The 21,761-nt window shown below is 54.4% G+C and carries 15 protein-coding genes; all 15 read left to right on the top strand.

All coding sequences use genetic code 11. The annotated features are described in order from the left end of the window. The first annotated feature begins 1,001 nt into the window (after positions 1 to 1,001). The 15 genes from tssB to CBE72_RS13255 all read left to right on the top strand — a co-directional run bounded on the left by tssB (position 1,002) and on the right by CBE72_RS13255 (position 21,370). Positions 1,002 to 1,490 (top strand): type VI secretion system contractile sheath small subunit, encoded by a 489-nt coding sequence (tssB, locus tag CBE72_RS13325; RefSeq protein WP_025012103.1) that lies wholly within the window; start codon positions 1,002 to 1,004, stop codon positions 1,488 to 1,490. Positions 1,491 to 1,575: 85 nt separating this feature from the next. Beyond that, entirely contained in the window at positions 1,576 to 3,051 is a 1,476-nt protein-coding gene (gene tssC, locus CBE72_RS13320; protein WP_025889984.1) for a type VI secretion system contractile sheath large subunit, read from the top strand. Between the two features lie 5 nt (positions 3,052 to 3,056). Further along, positions 3,057 to 3,485: a type VI secretion system baseplate subunit TssE gene (gene tssE, locus CBE72_RS13315; RefSeq protein ID WP_051472870.1), complete on the top strand. Its 429-nt coding sequence runs from the start codon at positions 3,057 to 3,059 to the stop codon at positions 3,483 to 3,485. Positions 3,486 to 3,487: 2 nt separating this feature from the next. After that, complete coding sequence (gene tssF / locus CBE72_RS13310) at positions 3,488 to 5,254, top strand: type VI secretion system baseplate subunit TssF (RefSeq protein ID WP_100144118.1); 1,767 nt, start codon at positions 3,488 to 3,490, stop codon at positions 5,252 to 5,254. Continuing rightward, positions 5,218 to 6,228, top strand: coding sequence for a type VI secretion system baseplate subunit TssG (gene tssG, locus CBE72_RS13305; RefSeq protein WP_044733760.1), 1,011 nt, complete (start codon positions 5,218 to 5,220; stop codon positions 6,226 to 6,228). The genes tssF and tssG overlap by 37 nt, the downstream gene beginning before the upstream one ends. A gap of 15 nt (positions 6,229 to 6,243) precedes the next feature. Continuing rightward, positions 6,244 to 7,572 carry a type VI secretion system-associated FHA domain protein TagH gene (gene tagH, locus CBE72_RS13300; RefSeq protein ID WP_100144116.1) on the top strand — a complete coding sequence of 443 codons (1,329 nt, stop codon included), beginning with the start codon at positions 6,244 to 6,246 and terminating at the stop codon, positions 7,570 to 7,572. Continuing rightward, positions 7,572 to 8,102, top strand: coding sequence for a type VI secretion system lipoprotein TssJ (gene tssJ, locus CBE72_RS13295; RefSeq protein ID WP_025889986.1), 531 nt, complete (start codon positions 7,572 to 7,574; stop codon positions 8,100 to 8,102). The genes tagH and tssJ overlap by 1 nt, the downstream gene beginning before the upstream one ends. Before the next feature lie 2 nt (positions 8,103 to 8,104). Next, the gene (gene tssK, locus CBE72_RS13290) at positions 8,105 to 9,436 is read left to right on the top strand and encodes a type VI secretion system baseplate subunit TssK (protein WP_071237773.1); all 1,332 of its coding nucleotides are present in this window, start codon (positions 8,105 to 8,107) and stop codon (positions 9,434 to 9,436) included. 3 nt (positions 9,437 to 9,439) lie between these two features. Then, positions 9,440 to 10,231, top strand: coding sequence for a type IVB secretion system protein IcmH/DotU (gene icmH / locus CBE72_RS13285; RefSeq protein ID WP_028781258.1), 792 nt, complete (start codon positions 9,440 to 9,442; stop codon positions 10,229 to 10,231). A gap of 10 nt (positions 10,232 to 10,241) precedes the next feature. Continuing rightward, on the top strand, positions 10,242 to 12,830 hold the full coding sequence (tssH, locus tag CBE72_RS13280) for a type VI secretion system ATPase TssH (RefSeq protein WP_100144114.1): 2,589 nt from the start codon (positions 10,242 to 10,244) through the stop codon (positions 12,828 to 12,830). 2 nt (positions 12,831 to 12,832) lie between these two features. Then, positions 12,833 to 14,386 (top strand): sigma-54 interaction domain-containing protein, encoded by a 1,554-nt coding sequence (locus CBE72_RS13275; protein ID WP_157929090.1) that lies wholly within the window; start codon positions 12,833 to 12,835, stop codon positions 14,384 to 14,386. Beyond that, positions 14,386 to 15,039: a type VI secretion system-associated protein VasI gene (vasI, locus tag CBE72_RS13270; RefSeq protein ID WP_025012072.1), complete on the top strand. Its 654-nt coding sequence runs from the start codon at positions 14,386 to 14,388 to the stop codon at positions 15,037 to 15,039. The genes CBE72_RS13275 and vasI overlap by 1 nt, the downstream gene beginning before the upstream one ends. Positions 15,040 to 15,042: 3 nt before the next feature. Continuing rightward, on the top strand, positions 15,043 to 16,443 hold the full coding sequence (gene tssA, locus CBE72_RS13265) for a type VI secretion system protein TssA (protein WP_100144110.1): 1,401 nt from the start codon (positions 15,043 to 15,045) through the stop codon (positions 16,441 to 16,443). 16 nt (positions 16,444 to 16,459) lie between these two features. Next, complete coding sequence (tssM, locus tag CBE72_RS13260) at positions 16,460 to 20,020, top strand: type VI secretion system membrane subunit TssM (RefSeq protein WP_100144108.1); 3,561 nt, start codon at positions 16,460 to 16,462, stop codon at positions 20,018 to 20,020. A 75-nt stretch (positions 20,021 to 20,095) separates the two neighbouring features. Beyond that, positions 20,096 to 21,370, top strand: coding sequence for a type VI secretion system ImpA family N-terminal domain-containing protein (locus CBE72_RS13255; protein WP_157929089.1), 1,275 nt, complete (start codon positions 20,096 to 20,098; stop codon positions 21,368 to 21,370). Positions 21,371 to 21,761 lie beyond the last annotated feature (391 nt).

The raw sequence follows: 21,761 nt of genomic DNA, 5'->3' as shown, positions 1-21,761 counted from the left end.
GCGCACCTGTAAGTGAAGCCGAAGTTTCAGCTGCTAAAGAACAAGCCGAAAAAATCATCTCAGAAATAACGCCGGTTATTTATATCGATGCAATTTACGATGTAGAAGCCTATCACTAGCAAGAGCATGGATACGACAAGATAAGATCTCTGCTGGTGTAGTTATATCTCAGCAGAGATCTAAGCAACCCATCCCTGCAAATAAGGAACTCTTGGCCTTGAAGGAGTCCCTAACCATTCGGGCCTTCCTGCAGCATTTACCTGTTTAAAGAAGTCACTCCAGATCCAGCGAAAAGGTGCTGATTTTTTTGGGGATCCTTGGCACCACTCACTTCCTTGTTGCGGCTGCTTAGCGATAACACTTTTCTAGCTTGTATCGAATAGGTTTGGAACCTCTGCCGCCATCCAAGATGCCGGGCAGCTAGAATGATGTGGCAAAGCAGGAAACAATGGGTAAAGAAAAGTGGTCACTGTTTGTAGCATTCGCGGCGAGACTCGCCTCGCACCCACTGCTGTTTACCTATGTAGAGCGCGTATGGGACCCATAGGTAGCTTCCTTAATGGTCCTTTGCTTCCTTGGTGACTCTCTGGTCTCTAGTCTCTGGTTTGGTTTTTTGACCGGTTACTGTAATTTAACAAATGCTAATACTTAGGTCTTGGTTTTTCCCTCTTTTGTAGAATAGGTCCCGGATCTTTCTTTATTCACTGTAAGAGATCTCTTACTTTTTGTATTTATAAGAGACTTTTTAATGGAGGCTCATCTTTATAAAAAAACAGTTTTGATTATCTAATGTTCTTAAATTTAGCCTTTTGGGATAATGGATGCCCCACTTAAGTATTACTCTTCTTGATATTATTGTTTCTATTGTTAATTAAATGTGAATTTGATTATTATACTAAGGTCTGAAACGCCGATTGACTATGACTTGTTGGGCTTGTAAGTTAGGTCTGCTTTTGAAATGGACTTACCAGTCGTAAAAGATCTTATATGGAGATAATCTCATGGCGAAAGATGGTTCAGTCGCTCCGAAGGAACGTATTAACATCAAATATGTTCCCTCTACGGGTGATCAACAGAGTGAAATGGAACTTCCTCTTAAGTTGTTGGTTTTAGGTGACTTTAAGGGTCATCCTGAAGACTCTCAATTGGAAGAGCGTAAGACGGTTCAAGTTGATAAGTCTAATTTTGAATCCGTTATGAAAGAAGCTAATCTGTCAATTTCTGCGACAGTTGACAATAAATTGACAGATGAAGATGGTGCTGAGTTGTCTGTTGATCTTAAATTCGATTCCCTCAAAGATTTCTCACCTGATTCTATCGGTGAGCAGGTTCCTGAAATTCAAAAGTTAATCGAACTTCGTGAAGCTTTGGTTGCACTTAAGGGACCATTGGGAAATATTCCTGCCTTCAGAGCCAAGTTGCAGGAATTAATTGCAACGGAAGAGTCTAGAGAAAAGCTGCTGAGTGAATTGCAGCAGATGGAACAATAATTCAAGCCAATATAAGCCGTTATGGAGATAGGCTGTGGATTATGTCTCGGATATAGACACAAGTGTAATTGAGGAATCAAAATTCATGGATGTTCAAAATCAAACATCAGGCGCTTCCCAAAGTGCCAATGCAACTCTGCTCGATCAGATAATGGCACAAACCCGGATGGCGCCGGTGGATGAAGGCTATGACATTGCTCGCCGTGGTGTTGCTGCTTTCATCGGTAACATTCTGGAGACAGACAACACTGCCGAGCCGGTCAACAAGGCTCTGGTCGACAAGATGTTGGTTGAGCTGGACAAGAAGATCAGTCAACAGATGGATGCCATTCTGCACAATGAAAAGGTGCAGCAGATAGAATCAGCCTGGCGTAGCCTCAAGCTGTTGGTCGACAGAACCGATTTCCGTGAGAATATCAAAATTGAATTGCTGCACGTCACCAAAGACGAGCTGCTGGATGATTTTGAATTTTCACCGGAAACTGCTCAGTCTGGTCTGTACAAGCATGTTTATTCTGCCGGTTACGGCCAATTCGGTGGTGAGCCTGTTGGCGCTATCGTCGGTAACTATGCCTTCACCCCTTCGACTCAGGATATGAAGCTGCTGCAGTATGTTGGTGCTGTTGGGGCCATGGCTCATGCGCCATTCCTGTCTTCAGTTGCGCCTGAATTCTTCGGTGTCGACTCGTTTGAAGAACTGCCGAATCTCAAGGATCTCAAGTCTACTTTCGAAAGCCCCAAGTACACCAAGTGGCGTGGGCTGCGTGAGTCTGAAGATGCTCGCTACATAGGCCTGACGGCGCCTCGCTTCCTGCTGCGTGTGCCTTATGACCCAATCGATAACCCGGTTCGCAGCTTTAACTATCGTGAAAATGTCAGCGCCAGCCATGAAGATTACCTCTGGGGTAACACGGCGTTTGCTCTGGCTACCCGTTTGACCGAGAGCTTCGCCAAGTATCGCTGGTGTCCTAACATCATTGGCCCACAGAGTGGTGGTGCGGTGGAAGATCTGCCGGTACACGTGTTCGAATCCATGGGCGCTTTGCAGTCCAAGATCCCGACCGAAGTCTTGATCACCGACCGTAAGGAATTTGAACTGGCCGATGAAGGCTTTATCAGCCTGACTATGCGTAAGGGCAGTGACAATGCGGCCTTCTTCTCTGCCAACTCGATTCAAAAGCCCAAGGTGTTCCCCAACACCAAGGAAGGCAAGGAAGCCGAGACCAACTACAAGTTGGGTACCCAGATCCCTTACATGATGATCATCAACCGCCTGGCACACTACATCAAGGTGTTGCAGCGTGAGCAGATAGGTTCCTGGAAAGAGCGTCAGGATCTGGAGCGCGAGCTGAACAACTGGATCAAACAGTATGTCGCCGATCAGGAAAACCCACCGGCAGATGTTCGTAGCCGTCGTCCTTTGCGTGCCGCCAAGGTTGAGGTGATGGATGTTCAGGGCGATCCAGGTTGGTATCAGGTTTCCATGGCTGTGCGTCCGCACTTCAAGTACATGGGTGCCAACTTTGAACTGTCGCTGGTAGGACGTTTGGATCAGGAGTAATCACGTTGTTGAACGATGATTTCTCCGGAACTTTTGGTGTCGGCTTCTTTGAACGCTTGGGAGCCGAACGCCAAAGTGGATATGGCGACAGCAGCTTGGATGCTGTCGTCGATTCCATCAAACGTAATGTTTCACATATTCTCAATACCCGCATTGGAGAAAGCCAGAGCTGTCCTGAACTGGGACTGTTCGATTTCAATGATGCCAGTTCCGGCAGTGTGGATCTTGGCCTGAGGATGCGTAACGGAATCAAGGCTTGCCTGAGCCGCTTTGAACCCAGGCTGACAGATATTGATGTCAGCGTGTTGTTCGATGAGGGCAATCCGATGAACCTCAGGTTCCACATCTACGGCAGCATCAGAGTGGCTTCCAACAAGGATAAGTTGAAGATCGATTTGTTATTGGATAACAGTCGCAGATACAGAGTGGTTTAGCAGTGCCTCAGGACAAATACTTCAGGGATGAACTTGCTTTCTTGAGAGAGCAGGGGCGGGAATTTTCGGATATCCATCCGCAGTTGGCGCGTTATCTTCACGGTAACCACACTGATCCCGATATCGAGCGTTTGCTCGAGGGCTTTGCTTTTCTGACCGGTCGACTCAGGGAAAAGATTGACGATGAATTCCCCGAGTTTACTCACTCGATGATCAGCATGCTGTGGCCCAACTATCTCAGGCCTATTCCCAGTCATACCATCATGCGCTTCTATCCGCATGAGAAGGGGATCACCCACAGGCAGGAGATTGCGGCCGGTTGTATGCTGGACAGTCATCCGGTTGAAGGGCAGATCTGCCATTTTCGAACCTGTCGTCCTGTTGATGTTTATCCGGTGCAAATCCGTCATATAGATGCTTCCCATTCCCGGGAAGCCTCTATTATTCAATTGGATTTTGATAACAACAGCGACCTTTCCCTGCTTGAAATGGGGCTGGAAAGCCTCAGGTTTTATCTGGGAGGCCAAAGCTACAGTGCCCAGATGCTGTATCTTTGGTTGAATCATTATCTGGACTCTATCGAAATTGTCAGCGCCCATGGCAGCTATCGCTTGCCGCGCAGCAGCTTTGCGTCAGTAGGATTTGAGGCCGGCAGCGGTATCTTGCCCTATCCGAAAAACGTCTATGAAGGCTACCGGATCCTGCAGGAGTACCTGACATTCCCCGAGGCGTTTCATTTCTTCGATATCAAGGGAATCGCCAAGTGTATCCCCGAATATCTTAAGGGTGACTTCAGCTTCAAACTCACTTTTTCCAAGACGCTGCCTGCCGACGTGCATGTGCGTCAGGATACTTTCCTGCTTTACTGTGTCCCGGCTATCAACCTGTTTGAGCACGACGCCGATCCTATCGATCTCAACGGCAAGCGGGTCGAATACCCGATTGTGCCCTCCAGTCGCCATCCATCTCACTTTGAAATCTTCAGTGTCGACAAGGTGCAGGGTTGGCTGGACTCCAATGAGGGCAGAATGCGCGGCCAACAGCGAGTCTATTCGCCGTTTGAGAGTTTCCAACATGAAGTGGAGCGCGCCCGTAATCGCACCGCGCTTTATTACCGGATGCGGGTGCGCGACAGCATGCGCAACGATGGCCTGGATCATTGCCTCTCATTTGTGCGCAGCGATGAAACCCAGTGCCTGGACATGACAGAAGCCGTGTCGGTGACACTGACCTGCTCCAACCGGCAACTGCCGACCAAGTTGGGCAAGGGCGACATCTGCGTCGCCACAGATACATCGCCAAGCTTTGCCCGTTTCAGCAATATCACCGAGCCCAGCCACCCTTTGCGGCCTGTGCTAGATGGCAGTTTGCTGTGGACCCTGATCTCCAACTTGTCACTCAACTATCTGTCACTGCTGTCCCGTGATGCCATCTGTTCCATCATTCGCGCCTATGACTTCAAGGCGTTGGTCGACAGACAAGCCGAGCGGGTCACCCGGATGCGACTCGACGGCATCAGCAGTATTCAGTCCGGGCCGACCGAAAGAATTGTCAGGGGATTGCCGGTTCGCGGCCTCAAGACAGAACTGGTGCTCGACCAACAGTATTTCGGCTCCGAGGGCGACCTTTACCTGTTCGGCACTGTGCTGAACCACTTTTTTGCCCTCTACGCCAGCATCAACTCGTTTCATGAGTTGGTGGTTATCAATGCTCATAACAAGGAAAGGTACACATGGGATATCCAGAGCGGTCAACAACCGCTGATATAACCTTTCCGGAGCCGGGGGGCAGCAGGCTGCCGCAGGACTACCGTGAGTACAGTTTTTTCCAGTTGGTGGAGTTATTGCACCAACTGGAAGGCAGAGATCCGGAAGATGCCCAGTGGGAACTGGCCGGTGAGTTGCAGTTCAGCGCCAATCCAAGCCTTGGATTTGCGCCGGCGGATATCTCCATGCTCGAGTCTCTGGGGGATGGGCGCCTGCGGCTGGAAACCTGTTTCCTCGGTCTCAATGGCGCCCAGTCGCCGCTGCCCAGTTACCTGCTGGATATGCTGCTCGACGATGAAGATGGCATTCGGCGCAACTTTCTGGATTTCTTTAATAACAGATTGATTTCCTTGTTGTATCGCCTGTGGCGCAAATACCGTTATTACGTGCGTTTTCAGGACGATGCCAGCGACAGTTTTTCGGCCCAGGTCTACGCCCTGGTGGGGCTGGCCAATGAGGATATCCGCGGCGACACGCCGATCAACTGGTGCAAGATGCTGGCCTACGCCGGCATGCTCGCCGGTCGCAGCCGCTCGCCGCAGGCGGTTGCCGGCATAGTGGCGCACTGTTTCGACCTGCCCCAGGTGAGCATTCGCCAATGGCAACTGCGACAGGTGGAGATCCCCGAGTCCCAGCGTTGCCGTTTGGGGATGGCCAATTCCAGGCTGGGGGAAGACACCATGCTTGGGGAGCGGGTCGGCGATCTTTGCGGCAAGTTTGTGCTCTGTATGGAAGAGCTGTCGTTAGAGCGTTTTCGCGATTTTCTGCCATCCGGGCGGGAGTTCCAGCCACTTTGCAAGGTGATGGAAGTGATCCTGCGGGAACAGATGGCCTATGACCTTGAGCTGACGCTCAGGGAAGATGAAGCCCCGCTGCTGCAACTGGGGGAAGAAAAGGGCGGCCAATTGGGATGGTCCTCTTTCCTCGGTAAGGGCGATAGCACGCGCAAGAGCGTATTGATTCAAATCAGGCAATAAAGGGAGGTTGGCCTCTTGAGTAATTTGATTGCGTTGAATGTGGTGAACTCCCAGTTGTTGGAGTCAGGCCTGGTGCCCCACACAAGAATGAACAAGGACGGCGGCCTGATAGGCGCCGGCCCAGGTTGCGAATGGGTGCTCAGGGACAGGGAGCGCACCATAGGCGACTACTTCTGTCGCATCCTCTGGTTGGACGGTCATTTCTGTATTGAAGATCTCTGCGGCCGGGTGTTTCTCAACGGTTCCACCGTGGAGCTTGGGCGGGATCGCAAGGCCCGGCTGAATGAGAACGATCATATCGCCATTGGCCCCTACAAAGTGCGGGTGACGCTGCTCGACAGCGAGCAGGCCGATGACCCGGTAACCGGCCAGCTTTCTGAATGGTTCAAGTCTGAGAACGGTTCACTTATTCAGGCTGAAACCGCCGAAGAAGAGGAAGAAACCGATGCCAGTCTGGATGACCCTTTACTGGCACTGGACAGGCAACAACAGGCCGCGGTCAAAAGCGTTGAATTTGACCAGGAATCTGTGACCAAAGAGCAGGAAAACGCCGAATCCCTGCTGGCCAAGGAACTCTACTGGCAAGGCAAGAATTTTACCGCCCAGGCCGACACGGACTTCGATACCGGTTCGGCTATTCATCTGAACAAACGAGCGAAAATGGACAATATTATGGACGAGAATGCACTGGACTTACTGGAATCTGAAGTCAAAAACGGCCTGGGCAATGATTGGCCCGCCGATGAAGGCACCCATATCGCCACCGGCCCTATGCTGCGCGGCTTAGGGGTACAGTTGGGTGATATGAACGACACAGGCACCCAGCAGGCACTGGCCATTGAAATGGGCGCTGCTTTGCAGGCCGCCATTAAAGGCCTGCTGTCACTGCATCAGGACGCGCAAAGCAGCCGTTATGATCTGATCAACAAGAACCTGCAGCCCATCGAAGATAACCCGCTGCGTCTGGGGCTGGATTATCAGGAAACCGTCCGCACTCTGTTTGATGACAACAAGAGCCCGGTGCATCTGTCTCCGGCGGCCGCCATCAGCGAGAGCCTGAATTCCATCGAGCACCACAATGAAGCGGTACAGCACGCCATCACAGAGGCGCTCAACTACATCCTCAAGTCTTTCTCACCCGACACCCTGCTGAGGCGCTTCAGCCAATACCGCAAGGTGAGCGAGTCGGCGCTCAACCCAGGTGAGAACTGGGCCTGGGAAATGTACGAGAACTACTACCAGGAGTTGACGTCATCCCGTCAACAGGGCTTCCGTAAACTCTTCTGGGAAGTGTTTGAACAGGCCTATGACAAGAAACTCAGGGAACTGCAAAGGGAATTCTGATGGGACTGATAAGGCTGGGTTTAATCGGGCTTTGTTTGCTTCAGCTGGCCGCTTGCAGCTCGGCATGGAATGCCACCAAGAAAACGGCGCAGGTACTGTGGGACCCTTCCATTCCAGTGGGAGAGGCCAAAGACCTGCCGACACAACTGACCTACAGCATGTATGCGCTCGATAAGGTCAACCCCAATGCGGCCGGCGATGCCACGCCGCTGGAGCTGGTGGTGTACGAGCTGGAAGATGACTCCAAGTTTCTGGCCGCCGACTTTGACTCGCTTAAGGCGGATTACAAAGAGGCGCTCGGCTCCAATTATATCGACCACAGTGACTACACCCTGCTGCCGGGACAGTTCAAGTTTATCGACCATTTCGCTGTCGATGAGGACACCAGATACATAGGCATCATGGCGCATTTCAGTGATCCCGAGGTCGCCCAATGGAAGAAGGTCGTCAAGATCAAACCCATGGGCCGTGAATATCACCTGCTGATGTTTTTCAGTGAGCAGGACATAGTACTGGATAAAGTGGAATAACAATGTCTTCAAGAAACAGAGTGATATGGAGTGAAGGGCTGTTTATCAAGCCTCAGCACTTCCAACAGCAGCAGCGTTATCAGGAATACCTCACTGACGCCAGGCTCAATGCGGTCAGCGGTTACCTCTATGGGATCACCGAGCTTGAACTCAACCCCGAGTATCTCAGCTTTGGTCGCATTGCGATTCAGCGTGCCCGTGGCGTAATGCCGGACGGCACTGTGTTCAACATCCCTCAGGAGGATGTATTGCCGGACGCACTGGAAGTGGCCGACAGCTCACTGGCCAATCAGATTGTTTACCTGGCGCTGTCGCTGCGCAGTGATTCAATTACCGAAGTGGCCCAGGACGAGCAGGGCGCCGGACGTTATCTCAATCGGCGTCACGAGGTGCGGGACATTCACACCCATCAGGGCGACTTTACCGCCATTGATGTCAGCCCGGTCAGGCTCAGATTGATGCTGGAGAAGGAAGATCGCAGCGCCTACAGCTCGCTGGCCATCGCCCGCATTCTGGAAAAGCGTCCCGACGGCAGTGTGGTGCTGGATCCCAACTTTATTCCCTGCCACTACAATGTCAGCGCCGTGCCGATTTTGCACCGTTTCCTCGGAGAGATGGCCGGTCTGATGCGCGAGCGGGCCCGCAATATCGCCCAGCGCCTGGGCTCGCCGAGCCAAGGCGGGGTGGCAGATGTGGCCGATTTCATGTTGCTGCAATCTCTCAACCGCATGCAGCCTGTGTTGCAGCACCAGTCACTGTCGCGGACCCTGCATCCGGAAACCCTGTATCAGGCTCTGGTCAGTGTTTGTGGCGAGCTGTTCACCTTTACCGATGATAGCCGCATGGCACCGGCGTTTGCCGCCTATGACCACGATATGCCGGTAGCGGCCTTCACTCAGGTGATGTCGACTCTGCGTCAGTCTCTCAGCATAGTGCTCGAGCCCAAGGCGGTATCGCTGCAGCTGCACAAACGCAAGTATGGCCTCATGGTGGCGCCGGTGCAGGATCCGGATCTGTTGAAACAGGCCGACTTCATTCTGGCAGTGCGCGCCAGAATGCCGCTGGACGAACTCAAGAAACTGTTTATCCAGCAGACCAAGATCGCCTCGGTGGAGAAGATCCGCGAGCTCATTTCGCTGCAGCTGCCGGGTGTGCCTCTGTCTCCGCTGCCGGTGGCCCCAAGGCAGTTGCCTTACCACGCGGGTTACACCTACTTCCAGCTGGAGCGTTCTAGCCGGGCCTGGGAGATGCTGGTGAATTCCAGCGGTTTTGCCTTCCACGTGGCGGGGGACTTCCCGGAACTCGAACTGCAATTCTGGGCTATCAGGAGCTAAGAAATGGATATCAAAGCAGAAAAACAGCCTATATCGCCTGAGCAGGTCGAAGAGCTGCTCTATGACGAAGCGCAGAACATGAATGCCGATAAAGAGTATTGGTTTCAACTGCGTGGTGACAGCCTCAATGCACTTATCGATGCGGCATCCCCCCTTATCGGCATGGTGTTGCGGGTACGCAAGCTGGCCATCTTGGATGATGTGGAAAAGCTCTATCACAACACTGTGGATGACATCATGGCCATCGAGGCCGAGCTCACCGAGGCGGGCTATGATCGCGCCGAAGTGCTGGCCTATCGCTATGTGCTTTGTTCCTTTATCGATGAAGCTGTGATGAATACCCCCTGGGGCGCCGACAGTGCCTGGGCCGAACATTCGCTGCTGACCCGTTTTCACAATGAAACCTGGGGCGGTGAGAAGGTGTTTGGCATCCTGCAGCGTCTGGAAACCGAACCGAGCAAGTATCGTGAACTGCTGGAGTTTATCTACCTGTGCTTCTGTCTGGGTTTCGAAGGGCGCTACAAGGTGGTGGCCAACGGCCGTGAGGAGTTCGACAAGATAGTCAACCGCCTATATGAAACCCTGCGCCACCTCCGGGAAGAAGAACCGGAACTGCTGACCGGGGCCACAGAGCATGTGGTCAACACCCGTTATCGCCTTGGGCGCCAGATGCCTATTTGGACAGTCTTTGCCGGTTTCGGCCTGATGCTGACCATAGTCTTTCTGTTTTATTCCCTGTCCCTGGCGAACAAATCCTCGGGCGTGCTCAAGCAACTGTATCAGATCCTGAATTGAGGAAGCTGTGATGATCCGAATTGAACTCACTACCTTGATCGGCAAGCTCAATGCCGTGACCAAACTCGCCATGGAAGAGGCGGCATCACTCTGTATTGCCCGTCAGAACCCGGAAGTGACCTTTATGCACCTGCTGACTTGTCTGTTGGACAATCCGTTGGGTGATGTGCGTCTGCTGCTCAAAGCCGCCGAAGTCGATGCCGAGCAGGTAAGGCAAATTGCCGGTGAAACCCTGCCAAGGGAAGAGAGCCTTGAAACCTATCCGGCATTTTCACCGCTGCTGGTCGAGCTGCTGCAGGATGCCTGGCTGCTTTCAAGCACTGAACTTGGCCAGACGGAACTGAGATCCGGCGCCATCTTCGCCGCCGCATTGATGCAGGCCGAGCGCTACTTGCCAAGGGATCTTGCCACTCTGCTTGGCAGCATCAATCGCGAAACCCTGAGACGGGAATTCAATACCCTGACCCAGGCTTCATCCGAATCGCAAATGGTCAAGGCCGAGCGCGGCGCGCCGGTACTGAATGAGGCCCAATCGTCACTGGCCAAATACACCAGCAACTTTACCGAGTTGGCCCGCAAAGGCGAGCTGGATCCTGTATTGTGCCGGGATGATGAGATCAACCTGATGATCGACATCTTAAGCCGCCGCCGCAAGAACAACCCGATAGTGGTTGGTGATGCCGGGGTGGGCAAGAGTGCCGTGGTGGAAGGTTTGGCGCTGCGTATTTGTGACGGTCGGGTGCCGGATGCGCTCAAGGGGGTGCAGCTGTTGTCGCTGGATCTTGGTCTGTTGCAGGCCGGCGCCGCGGTCAAGGGCGAGTTTGAAAAGCGCCTGAAGTCGATTATTGAAGAGGTCAAACAGTCGGCCGAACCCATCATACTCTTTATCGATGAAGCCCATACCATGATAGGCGCCGGTAATCAGGAAGGCGGCGGTGATGCGGCCAACCTGCTCAAACCGGCTCTGGCCCGCGGTGAGCTGCGCACCATAGGCGCCACCACCTGGAAAGAGTACAAGAAGTATTTCGAGAAAGACCCGGCGCTGAGCCGCCGTTTCCAACTGGTGAAACTCGATGAGCCCAGTGTTGAGCAGGCGGTGAATATTCTCCGTGGCCTGCATGGGGTCTATGAGTCTTCCCACAATGTATTGATCCAGGACTGCGCCCTGCGCTCAGCGGCTTATCTGTCGGCGCGCTACATCTCCGGCCGTCAGTTGCCCGACAAGGCCATTGATGTGCTGGATACCGCCTGTGCCCGAATCGCCATTAACCTCAGCAGTACGCCTAAGCGTTTGGCGGCATTGGATAACTTGCGTCATCAGCGCCATATGGAAACCGAACTGCTGGAGCGCCAGAAAAAACTCGGTCATCCGGTTGATGAAGAACGACTGAATCATCTGCATCAAGCCCAGGAAGAAGCCGACAGTGAGTATGCAGAGCTGGAATCCCTGTGGCAGCAGCAACAGGCCGGAGTCACTCAGGTGGTGGCCCTGAGACGCGCCATTCTTGATTGTGACGATGAAGCCGAGCTCGAAGGGCTGCGGCTGGAGCTGCAACAGGCAGAAGAATCACTCGAAGCCATCAGTGGCGATCAACGCCTCATTTACCCTCAGGTGGATGAGGCCCAGATAGCGGCAGTCATCTCCGACTGGACCGGCGTGCCGGTATCGCAAATGAGTGGCGATGAGCTGCACAAGATAACCCATCTGCCTGAGCTCTTGGGGCATAGCCTCAAAGGGCAGGATGTGGCCATTGCCCGCCTGCACAAGAATATGCTCACCGCCAGGGCAGACCTGCGCCGCGCCGGACGTCCCAAGGGCGCCTTCCTGCTGGTGGGCCCAAGTGGCGTCGGCAAGACAGAAACCGTGGTGCAGATTGCCGAGCAGCTGTATGGCGGCAAGCAATTCCTGACCACTATCAATATGTCCGAATATCAGGAGAAGCACACTGTCTCCAGGCTGATAGGCTCGCCTCCCGGGTATGTCGGTTTCGGTGAGGGCGGTATTCTGACCGAGTCCATCCGCAAGATGCCTTACTCCATAGTGCTGCTCGATGAGGTGGAAAAGGCGCATCCGGATGTGCTGAACCTCTTCTATCAGGCGTTCGACAAGGGCGAATTGGCCGATGGCGAAGGCCGGTTGATTGACTGTCAAAATGTGCTGTTTTTCCTGACCTCCAACCTAGGCTACCAGACGATAGTGGACTACAGCGCCCAGCCAGAGCTGTTGGACGACAAGCTTTACCCTGAACTGGCGGCCTTCTTCAAGCCTGCGCTGCTGGCGCGAATGGAGATAGTGCCCTATCTGCCGCTGGGTGAAGAGGTGCTCAAGGAGATCATTCACTACAAGCTGGCGTCGCTGGAGCAGCGTTTGCTGGAGCGTTACAAGGCCAAGGTGCATTGTGACGAGGCTCTGGTAGATGAAATCATGCGCCGCGCGACCCGCAGTGAAAACGGCGCCCGTATGCTGGAAGCCATCATAGACGGCCAGGTACTGCCGCCCTTATCGCTGTCGCTGCTCAACAAGCTGGCGGCCAAAGAGGAGGTCAGTGAGATCCATCTGGGCTGCCGTGACGGTGAGTTCTTCGGAGAGGCGCGATAGTGGTGACTGAGCAGTGGTTGGAACAGGCGGCAAAATTGCTGGAATGCCAGCAGTTTGATGGGCTGTTGCAGCAGTTTCTCGATACTTTGGCATTGGAGCTGGGGCTGGATAACCATCTGTTTCTGGCGCCGGGCTTCGATGGTCGGGAGCTCAAGCCACTGTCCTGCCTTGGCCTGTGTGAAGGGATCCCATTGCAGGCGCTTTGTTTGGCGGTTACCGACTTTCGTCATCCGTTCGCCCATGTGTTGCAGACAGGCGAAGCCATGCTGCTGAACAAGGCCCGGCTCGCCTACTGGCAGGAGCACAGCGGTTTTGTCAGCCTGTGCGATCGGGTCGGCAAGGAGCAGGCACTGCTGCTTTTCCCGCTGAGCCATGAGGGCCATGTGCGGGCTATCCTCTGTCTGCGTCTGGCCGAGCAACAGGGTAGTGGTCTGCTTGTCCGTCAGGACTGGCAGCAATATGCCGCCGTCTTTATGCGCCACTGGCAGTTGCTGGATAAGCTGTTGCGGCAGAATTCAGATCAGTCTCAGCTGTCGAGCTCGCTCGATGAACTGCGTCGCCAGCAGCAACAACATGATGCCATGCAACAACTTGGCAAGAACCTGGTGGGCGACAGTCAGGCCATGAGTCAGCTCAGGCAGGAGATAGTGCGTGGCGCGGCCTCACAGTTGTCTGTGTTGGTGCAGGGCGAAACGGGTACGGGCAAAGAACTGGTGGCCCGGGCGATACACGACTTTTCCGAGCGCAGCGGCAAACCTTTCGTGGCGATCAACTGCGCCGCAATACCGGAAAACCTGCTGGAGTCCGAGCTGTTCGGTTACGCCAAGGGGGCCTTTTCCGGTGCCGACAAGGATAAGCAGGGGCTGATAGCCCAGGCGCACCAGGGCACGCTGTTTTTAGATGAAATCGGTGATATGCCTTTGAATCTGCAGTCCAAGTTACTGCGGGTGCTGGAGACGGGGCACTACCGGGCACTGGGAGGCAACAAGGAGATCTACGCCGATTTTCGCTTGGTGGCCGCTACCCATGTGAACCTCAAGGAGCAGATCCACAGTGGCGAGTTCCGTCGCGATCTCTTCTACCGCTTGTGCCAGTTTCCACTGCAGGTACCGGCGCTCAGGGAGCGGCTCGAGGATATCCCCGATTTGGCGGCGCACTTTATTGCACTGTTCAATCAGAGTCAGCAGCGACAGATCCCCGGCATCCGCTTCAGCGCCCTCAATCGGCTGAAGAACCACGGCTACCCGGGTAATGTCCGCGAGCTGCGCAATATGCTGGATTATGCCTGCGCCCTCACCGCCGACGGTGTCGAGATAGATACCGCGTCTTTGCCAGCAACGGATTCGGAAATGCCCAAGCCGCAATTACCCAGCGAAGAGGGGCAGGAGTTTGAGGCCATTTCCGATCTCAGGCTGGCGGTAGCTCAGTTTGAGCGGGCGGTGATCAGCGCCAGATTGAAGGCCTGCAACGGTGACAGAGCTAAGGCGGCTGTCAGTCTGGGAATGCCGAAACGCACCTTTTCCCACAAATGCCAGAAGTTGGAGATTAACGAATAATGTCAAGGATTCAAGGCGTTATATTTTTATGCCTGTGGGGGCTGGCCGCTTCGGCTCAGGCCTCGGACGACACAGTGGCCAAGGCAGAGGCTTGTACCCAAATCCCTTCCAGACTGGAGCGACTGGCTTGTTTCGATGAGCTGTTCAACACTCCGGTGGCAACCGTGGTGCCGCAGCAAACCACTGACAGCAGCCCTTATCCCGAGGCGTTTCAGGTCGCCATGGCGTCCGAGAAAAATCGTCAACAGGGCATGGCTTTTATTGCCGGGCATCAAGCGGATGCCGTAGAAGATCTCTGGTTGACCGCGCCTGCTATAGGCGCCTTGCCACCGCGTCCGGTACTTATGCTCAGCTGCATCGACGATATCAGCCGGGTCGAACTGATGTTGCCCACGGCGCTGGAAGATGGCTGGGCCCAGGTAGGGCTGCAGATCAACGGCGTCGAGCAGCAGTCGCAGCGCTGGCTCAGTGATGATACCGGCTATATCTTCCGCACCGGCCGCGGCCTGCCGGCCATTCAGGTGATGAAAGCCCTGATCCGCGGCGACGATGTGCGCCTGCGTTCGGCCAACAAGGCGATAGACGGCTTGCAGTTTGATACCCGAGAACTTGGCAGTGCGCTCAAGCCACTGCGTCAATCTTGCAGGTGGTGATAGATGGATCTGAATCAATACCTGGATAAAGTCAGCCGCCCCGTCAGTGAGGACAATCCCATAGGAGAGCGCCTCAGCGATGATGTGCTGTTTGACTATGTGGAAGGCCAGATGATGAAGGTGGGGTCGCTTTCACATTCCGAAGTGCAATGGCACGAGGTGGAGAGTGCGGCCTTAAAGTTGCTGGAAACCAAGAGCAAGGATTTGAAACTGCTCACCTATTTGCTGCAGTGCCTGCAGCATCAGTGCAGTTTGGAGCGTTTCTCCTGCTCGCTGGCACTGCTGGAGCGTTTTATGGCCTCCTTCTGGGAGACTTGCCATCCGGCGCCAGGCCCCAGAGGCGTGTTGCCCAGGCGCAAGTTTTTCGCCCAAATAGTGCAGCGAACCCTGAAAGCTGCCGAAGGGCTGGATACCGATTTTTGCGATCCCGACACCAAGTCGGTATTGCTGCAGTCTCTCAAGGCTCTGTGTGATACCGCGGCCGCCAAAGAGTTGCCTGTGGATGAACTGCAGGCCCTGGAGGCCAAGCTCAAGCGCCGTTTCAGCAGTGAGCCTGCCAACAAGCCCAAACCCGCGCAGGAATCCAGCGCCGGTGAAAACCGCAGTAGCAGTGAAAGCAGGGATATGCCTAGGCTGGAGATAGACAACAGCAGTGACAAGGCGACCAAGCAAGCTCTGCTCAAGGTGGCAGACTTTATCGCCGAGAATCCGGCTGGCATGGCGCTTGGCCTCAGGCTCAGACGCTTTGCCATCTGGTTCAGTGTGACCTCGGCGCCGGAAAATGCCAATGCCAAGGGCGAAACCAGCCTGATGCCTATCTCTGCCGACAGAGTGGCCGAGTATCGAAGCCAGTTGGCCAAGAGTCCGGATCTGGCGCTGCTCAGACGCATAGAGCAGAGCCTTAGCCTGAGTCCTTTCTGGATTGACGGTCATTGTCTCAGTGCTCAATTGGCACAGACCTTGGGGCAGCCGGCCTGGGCTCAGGCGATTCTGGAGGAGACGGCGGCCTTTGTTGAACGTCTGCCTGCGCTTTTGGATATGTCATTCAAAGGTGGCGTGCCTTTTGTTTCCAAAGAAACCCGCAGTTGGCTCAACGGCAGCGAGCAGCAGGGTTCAGGTTCGGCCGAAGGCAACAGTTACGAGCAGGAAATTTGGGAACTGGCCGCCAGTGGCGGGTTGTCGCTGGCATTTGCGGCGCTCAACGAAAAACTGCACAAGGCCACTGAGCCGAGGGACAAGTTCTATCTGCGGCTGCTGGGGGCCGACTTGAAAGACAAACACCAGTTAGGGGCCATGGCAGAGGTGGAGTACCAAGTGCTGCTTGGCCAGGCCACGGACACCAGTCTGGCGGATTGGGAGCCGGGTCTGATGTCTCGTTTACAACAAAAAGTCAATCTGAGTTAGGTACAGGGAAATGTATATGTGGTCGATGATCAAATCCTTTTTGAGGAAACTGCTGCCGGAACTGAAGTCGGCGCTGCCCATTTTGCTGGTGGCTATCTTCGTTCTGGTCAATGTGGCGATTTGGTGGGCGGGCCCCTGGCTGGAGCTGGACGGTGACAAACCGTTGGCATCGACAACAGCCCGAATTATAGCCAGCACCATCTTCTCCCTGTCCTGCTTTACTATTTGGGGCTGGGTGCAGTGGCGTCGTCTGCTGCGTATCGGCGCCTTGAAGGTCAGGGAGCAGCAGCTCAAGGAAGACCCGGTGAAGATCCTGGTGGAACGCCAGGAGCAGGAACTCAACGAGGTGATGGTGGGCATGAAAGAAAGCCTCAACACCCGTAACTACCTGTACGCCTTGCCTTGGTTCCTGGTGCTTGGGGTGGAAAACGCCGGTAAGACCAGCCTGATTAACCGCTCCGGGCAGAAGTTTGTTTTCTCTTCCGTTATGCGCGCTTCGGGCAAGAAGTCTGAAAACCCTTTCTCTTTTGACTGGTGGATAGGTGACGATGCCGTACTGATTGACCCGGACGGTGAGCTGTTGACCCAGAAGCCTTCGGTAACCAGCCCGGATGGCGAGACAGAGCGCCGCCTGTGGTTGCACTTTGTCGAGTGGCTGGAGCGCACCCGCAGTCGCCGCCCTCTGAACGGCGTGGTGTTGGCGCTGGACATGGCCAGCCTGGTCAGCGATCCTGTGGCTGAACGCAAGGCCTACGCCCACTTGTTGCGTGCCAGATTGCGCGAGCTGATGGAAACCCTGTCAACTCGTCTGCCCGTGTATATCACCCTGACCAAACTGGATCTGCTGCTGGGATTCGAGCCCTTCTTCCGCCATTTCACCCAGGCGCAGCGGGATGAGATCCTCGGTTTCACCTTCTCCCTGAACTCGGTCAACGATCTCGACAGCTGGCTCAATGAGTTCGATCAGGATTGGCAAGACTTTATTCAGCGCATCAATGCCGGCCTGCCAAGGGCGCTGCTGCAGTGCCGCGACAAGGAAGAACGCTCGGCCATCTACAGCTTCTCACGTCAGATTGCCGGTGCCCACAAGGTGCTGCGTGAGTTTTTTGTCGATGCGTTGGCAAGCGATCAGTTCTCGACCTCGGCACTGGTGCGCGGGGTTTATATGACCTCTGTTTACCAGCAAGGGGTGCCGACAGATGCCTATGTGGATGGTGCTTCCCGCCGTTATGGCCTGAGTGAGTCGGTCAACAGTGCCCAGCGCAGTGAAAACTCTACTCCCTATTTCACCCGTTCGCTTTTTACCCGCATCATATATCCGGAAGCGGGTCTGGCTTCGGACAACTTCAAGGTGGCCAAGCAAAAACGCCGCATCATGGCGCTGTCCTTTGTGGCCTGCTCTATCGCCTCAGTGCTCTTGATAGGCAGCTGGCACAGATACTACCTGCTCAACAGCGCTCAGGCCGATGCCGTGCTGAGTAAGGTGAATGAATACAACGAGCTTATCGATAACACCAACTTTGATCCGCTGGCCCGCAATGTGATCCCGCCACTGAACACCATTCGGGCGGCCACGCTGGAGTTTGGTTTCTTCCGTGACAAGCCGAGGTTAATCTCAGATCTCGGCCTCTACCAGGGTCACACCATAGGACCCAAGGTGGAAGAGACCTATCTGAACCTGCTGTCTTATCGTTATCTGCCGATACTGCTCCGGCAAGTGGCGCGGGATTTGGCCGATGCGCCAGAAGGCAGTGATGAAAAGCTGGCGGTATTGCGGGTATTCAGAATGCTGGCCGACAAGAGTGGCCGCCGCGACAGCTTTGTTCGCGAATACTTTGCCGATGTTTGGCAGAAGGCCTATGAAGGCAATCGTGAGTTGCAGACCCAACTGATGGAGCATCTGGATTACGCCTTGTTGCACACAGACTTGCAGCATGCACGGCTGGAGTCCAATCCGGACGCTGAGACTGTGCTCAAGCCATTCGATACCATGGTGGCCCAGGCCCAGAATGAGCTGAGCCTGCTGCCGATAGAACAACGGGTATACAGATACCTCAAGTCCTCTTCCGTATCTCAGTTGGGGGCGCCGCTGGATCTGCGTTTGACCGTTGGACCGGCCAATGAATTGGTGTTTGACTCCCAGATAGCGGCGCAGGATCCTGAGATCTTCAAGATCCCGAAAATACTCACCAAACAAGGTTTTGAGCGCTTCTTTATCCCGAGATCTGATTCAGTCGCCGAGCTGGCATTGATTGACAGCTGGGTACTCGGCCAGGCTCACAGCACAGACTTCAGCGATGCCGACAAGACGGCGCTGCGTAACAAGATAGTGGCCCAATATCTGGCCGACTATAACGCCAGCTGGCGCCGGGCGCTGAATGGCTTTGAACTGAAGAATTTCGAAGACATCAACCAGGCAGTGTTGGTACTGGATAATGTGGCCATGAGCAACAAGCCGCTATCGCGCCTGCTGGAAACGCTGGGCAGCAATACCCAGCTGTTCCCGAATATGCCGGATGATGATCAGGCCCGTCAGGCGCTGCTCAAATCGCCCCAGTATCGTATCGCCTCGACCATAGACGGTGACTTTGTCGAACTGAACCAGATGCTCAAGTCCCAGGACGGTAAGCCGGCTTATCTGGATGAGGTGATGGAAGCCGTGGTGCGCCTGCACGCCTATCTGCGCGGGATCCAAAACTCCCCGGATGTGGGCAAGGCGGCACTGAAGGCGGCTCAGGAAAGGCTCAAGCTCAACGATGCCGACCCTGTTTACGCGCTGGAACGTATTTCCGATGGCCTGCCCAAGCCGCTTGACTCCATGGTGTCCAAGTTGGCCAAGGAGAGCTGGAAGGTCGTGCTGCAGAGTGCTATCAAGCATCTTGAGGTGCGTTGGTACAACGAAGTGTATATGGAGTTCCAGCAGAATCTGGCATCCCGTTATCCCTTCAATCCCAAGGCCACTAAACAGGTGTCGATTGCCGATTTTGAACGTTTCTTCGGCCCGCAAGGCACGTTGAATACCTTCTATGATCAGCAGATGCGGATGTTCCTGGAAGAAAACATGGATCAGCTCAACCAGCTGGCAGGCAGTGAAACCGGCCTGATCCGTAAAGAGGTCTTGCAGGCGATAGAGCAGGCGAAACAGATCCAGACCGCCTTCTTCAACCTCAAGGGCAACCTGGACGTACAGTTCACCCTGGAGCCACTGCAGATGAGCCCCAACAAGCGTCGTAGTGTCATCAACGTCGATGGCCAGTACGTGGAATACACCCATGGTCCACGTCGCGCCATCGAATTGGTATGGCCCAACACCCTGCGGGAAACGGCCGAGAGTAAGCTGACCCTGGTGCCAAGCGAAGTGAATATGTCACCGCGTTCCTTGAGCTACGAAGGCCCATGGGCATTCTTCAGGCTGCTCGACAGCGCCAGGATCACCGGCTCCAGCTCGACCAGTGTGGATTACCAGTTCAATGTGGATAAGGGCGATATCTCCTATCGGATCCACACGGCAGACAACAGTAATCCCTTTACCTCAAATCTGCTCAGCAACTATCAGTTGCCTAAAACACTCTACTGAGCCGCCGGGCTTCCACAGCGTGGAAGCCCAATTCCCCTGTGGGACTCAACTTAATGGAATTTGAGGTGTACCAAGTTGATACAGCAAACAACAGTGAATGCCGGATGGTTCAGAATGACCGCAGCACCGGCTCAGCTTCGGGAAGATAACCGCTATCAGCAGATGCGTAGCGAGATTAACCGGCGCCAATCTCCCTTCAGTGGTGGGACGGATTGGGAAAAGGTCTATGATCTTGCTGCCACTCTGGCGATGACAGATGGGGTGGATCTACTGGCGGCCAGCTACTTTTCGGTAGCTGCGGCCAAGACCCGCGGCATTGCCGGTTTGGCATCCGGGCTGGAGTTACTGTTAACCGTGTTGGCGCACTCGAAAGAGATGGGCACTATCAGCCCGGAAAAGTGCGCCGAAATACTGAACTGGGCCATAGGTAAGTTGTTGCCGGAGCTCAAGGATATGCAGGCTACTGAAGGCAATATCCGTGAGTGGTATCGGTGTGAATATGCCTGTCAGCAGCTGTTTGAGCTGATGCAGGCGCGTCAACCCAAGCAGATGCCAAACCTGGATGCGCTCGGCTTTCAAATCTTCGACAAGATTGATGGCGTTAAACAACCGGCCAAGCGACCCGCTGTTGCCACAAGTGCTCAGCAGCAGGCTAATTCCAAGGGGCTGAGTTGGCCGCTGGGACTAATCCTCTTGTTGCTGGCATTGACGGCGGGACACTTTGCCGAACCTTTGGGGCTGACTATAGGGCAGAAGTTCTGGCCGGAGCGATTTGCGCCCAAACCACCCGAGCAGGTGACCCAGTTGCCGACTGAAACGGCATTGCCGCTGTGGCAGAAAATAGATCAGCTATTTGCCGCTGCACCTTTGGCCAACGATGAGCCATATGTTTATCCCGAGCAGGTAGATTATCTGTTGGAGCTGGACAAGTATTTCCAGCGTTTTGCCGCCAGTCGCACCCGAGCGGCCAACTTAAGCAAAGAGTTACAGCAATGGCAGGGGCTTGATGCCAACAAACTCAGCGCGCTGCAGCGCCAGTCACAGGATATGGCCGAGTATGCCAGCAGCCTGTCCCCCGTGTTGGCCAGAGCCTACTTCATCGATGAGCTGCTCAAGCAACAGCAAAATGAGCGGGCAGCTCAGGAGCTGACACTGCTGGACAGGCAATTGAAATCTCTGCTGATCAAGCGCACTTTGTTGGCCCAGAGTTTGGGGCTCACTCAGGCTTCTGGCGTGACAAATGACCCGGCAGCCAAAACCGCCCCTGGCTCGGATAAGGCGCCATTGGCGGCGGGTTCAGATAGAGCTAATGTCCAATATGCGGCCGATGTTCAAGATGTTGTTATGTAATACAAGAATTCACCCGTTTGGCCGCCTTTGTGTTTGCTCTTGAGTTCTGGNTGTCCAATATGCGGCCGATGTTCAAGATGTTGTTATGTAATACAAGAATTCACCCGTTTGGCCGCCTTTGTGTTTGCTCTTGAGTTCTGGCCTTTGGCGGCTTCAGGCAACTCTTTCGGGCAACTCTCTTCGGGCAAGAAGTTGCCCGGCGAGCAAAAAATTGCCCGGGTTCGGGCAAGAAATTGCCCGGAGAGCCGGGGTTGGTTTAGATGTTGTTGTAAAACAGCAGCTTACGATTTGGCATGCTTCTGGCATTGGGTGATGAGGTTTTATCACTCATTCAACAGTAAAAGGAATTAACCATGCCAACACCATGTTATATCTCCATCGAAGGTCAAAC

Origin of the sequence: Shewanella carassii, from assembly GCF_002777975.1 — a bacterium.
GTDB lineage: Bacteria > Pseudomonadota > Gammaproteobacteria > Enterobacterales > Shewanellaceae > Shewanella > Shewanella carassii.
The sequence above is the reverse complement of the archived record's forward strand: the minus strand, read 5'-3'. Positions and strand labels throughout refer to the sequence as shown.

Coding starts and splice junctions, on each gene's coding strand:
- tssK (WP_071237773.1), top strand. CDS start 8,105: ATGTCTTCAAGAAACAGAGTGATATGGAGTGAAGGGCTGTTTATCAAG.
- tssJ (WP_025889986.1), top strand. CDS start 7,572: ATGGGACTGATAAGGCTGGGTTTAATCGGGCTTTGTTTGCTTCAGCTG.
- tssA (WP_100144110.1), top strand. CDS start 15,043: ATGGATCTGAATCAATACCTGGATAAAGTCAGCCGCCCCGTCAGTGAG.
- tssG (WP_044733760.1), top strand. CDS start 5,218: ATGGGATATCCAGAGCGGTCAACAACCGCTGATATAACCTTTCCGGAG.
- vasI (WP_025012072.1), top strand. CDS start 14,386: ATGTCAAGGATTCAAGGCGTTATATTTTTATGCCTGTGGGGGCTGGCC.
- tssC (WP_025889984.1), top strand. CDS start 1,576: ATGGATGTTCAAAATCAAACATCAGGCGCTTCCCAAAGTGCCAATGCA.
- tssM (WP_100144108.1), top strand. CDS start 16,460: ATGTGGTCGATGATCAAATCCTTTTTGAGGAAACTGCTGCCGGAACTG.
- tssH (WP_100144114.1), top strand. CDS start 10,242: ATGATCCGAATTGAACTCACTACCTTGATCGGCAAGCTCAATGCCGTG.
- tssB (WP_025012103.1), top strand. CDS start 1,002: ATGGCGAAAGATGGTTCAGTCGCTCCGAAGGAACGTATTAACATCAAA.
- icmH (WP_028781258.1), top strand. CDS start 9,440: ATGGATATCAAAGCAGAAAAACAGCCTATATCGCCTGAGCAGGTCGAA.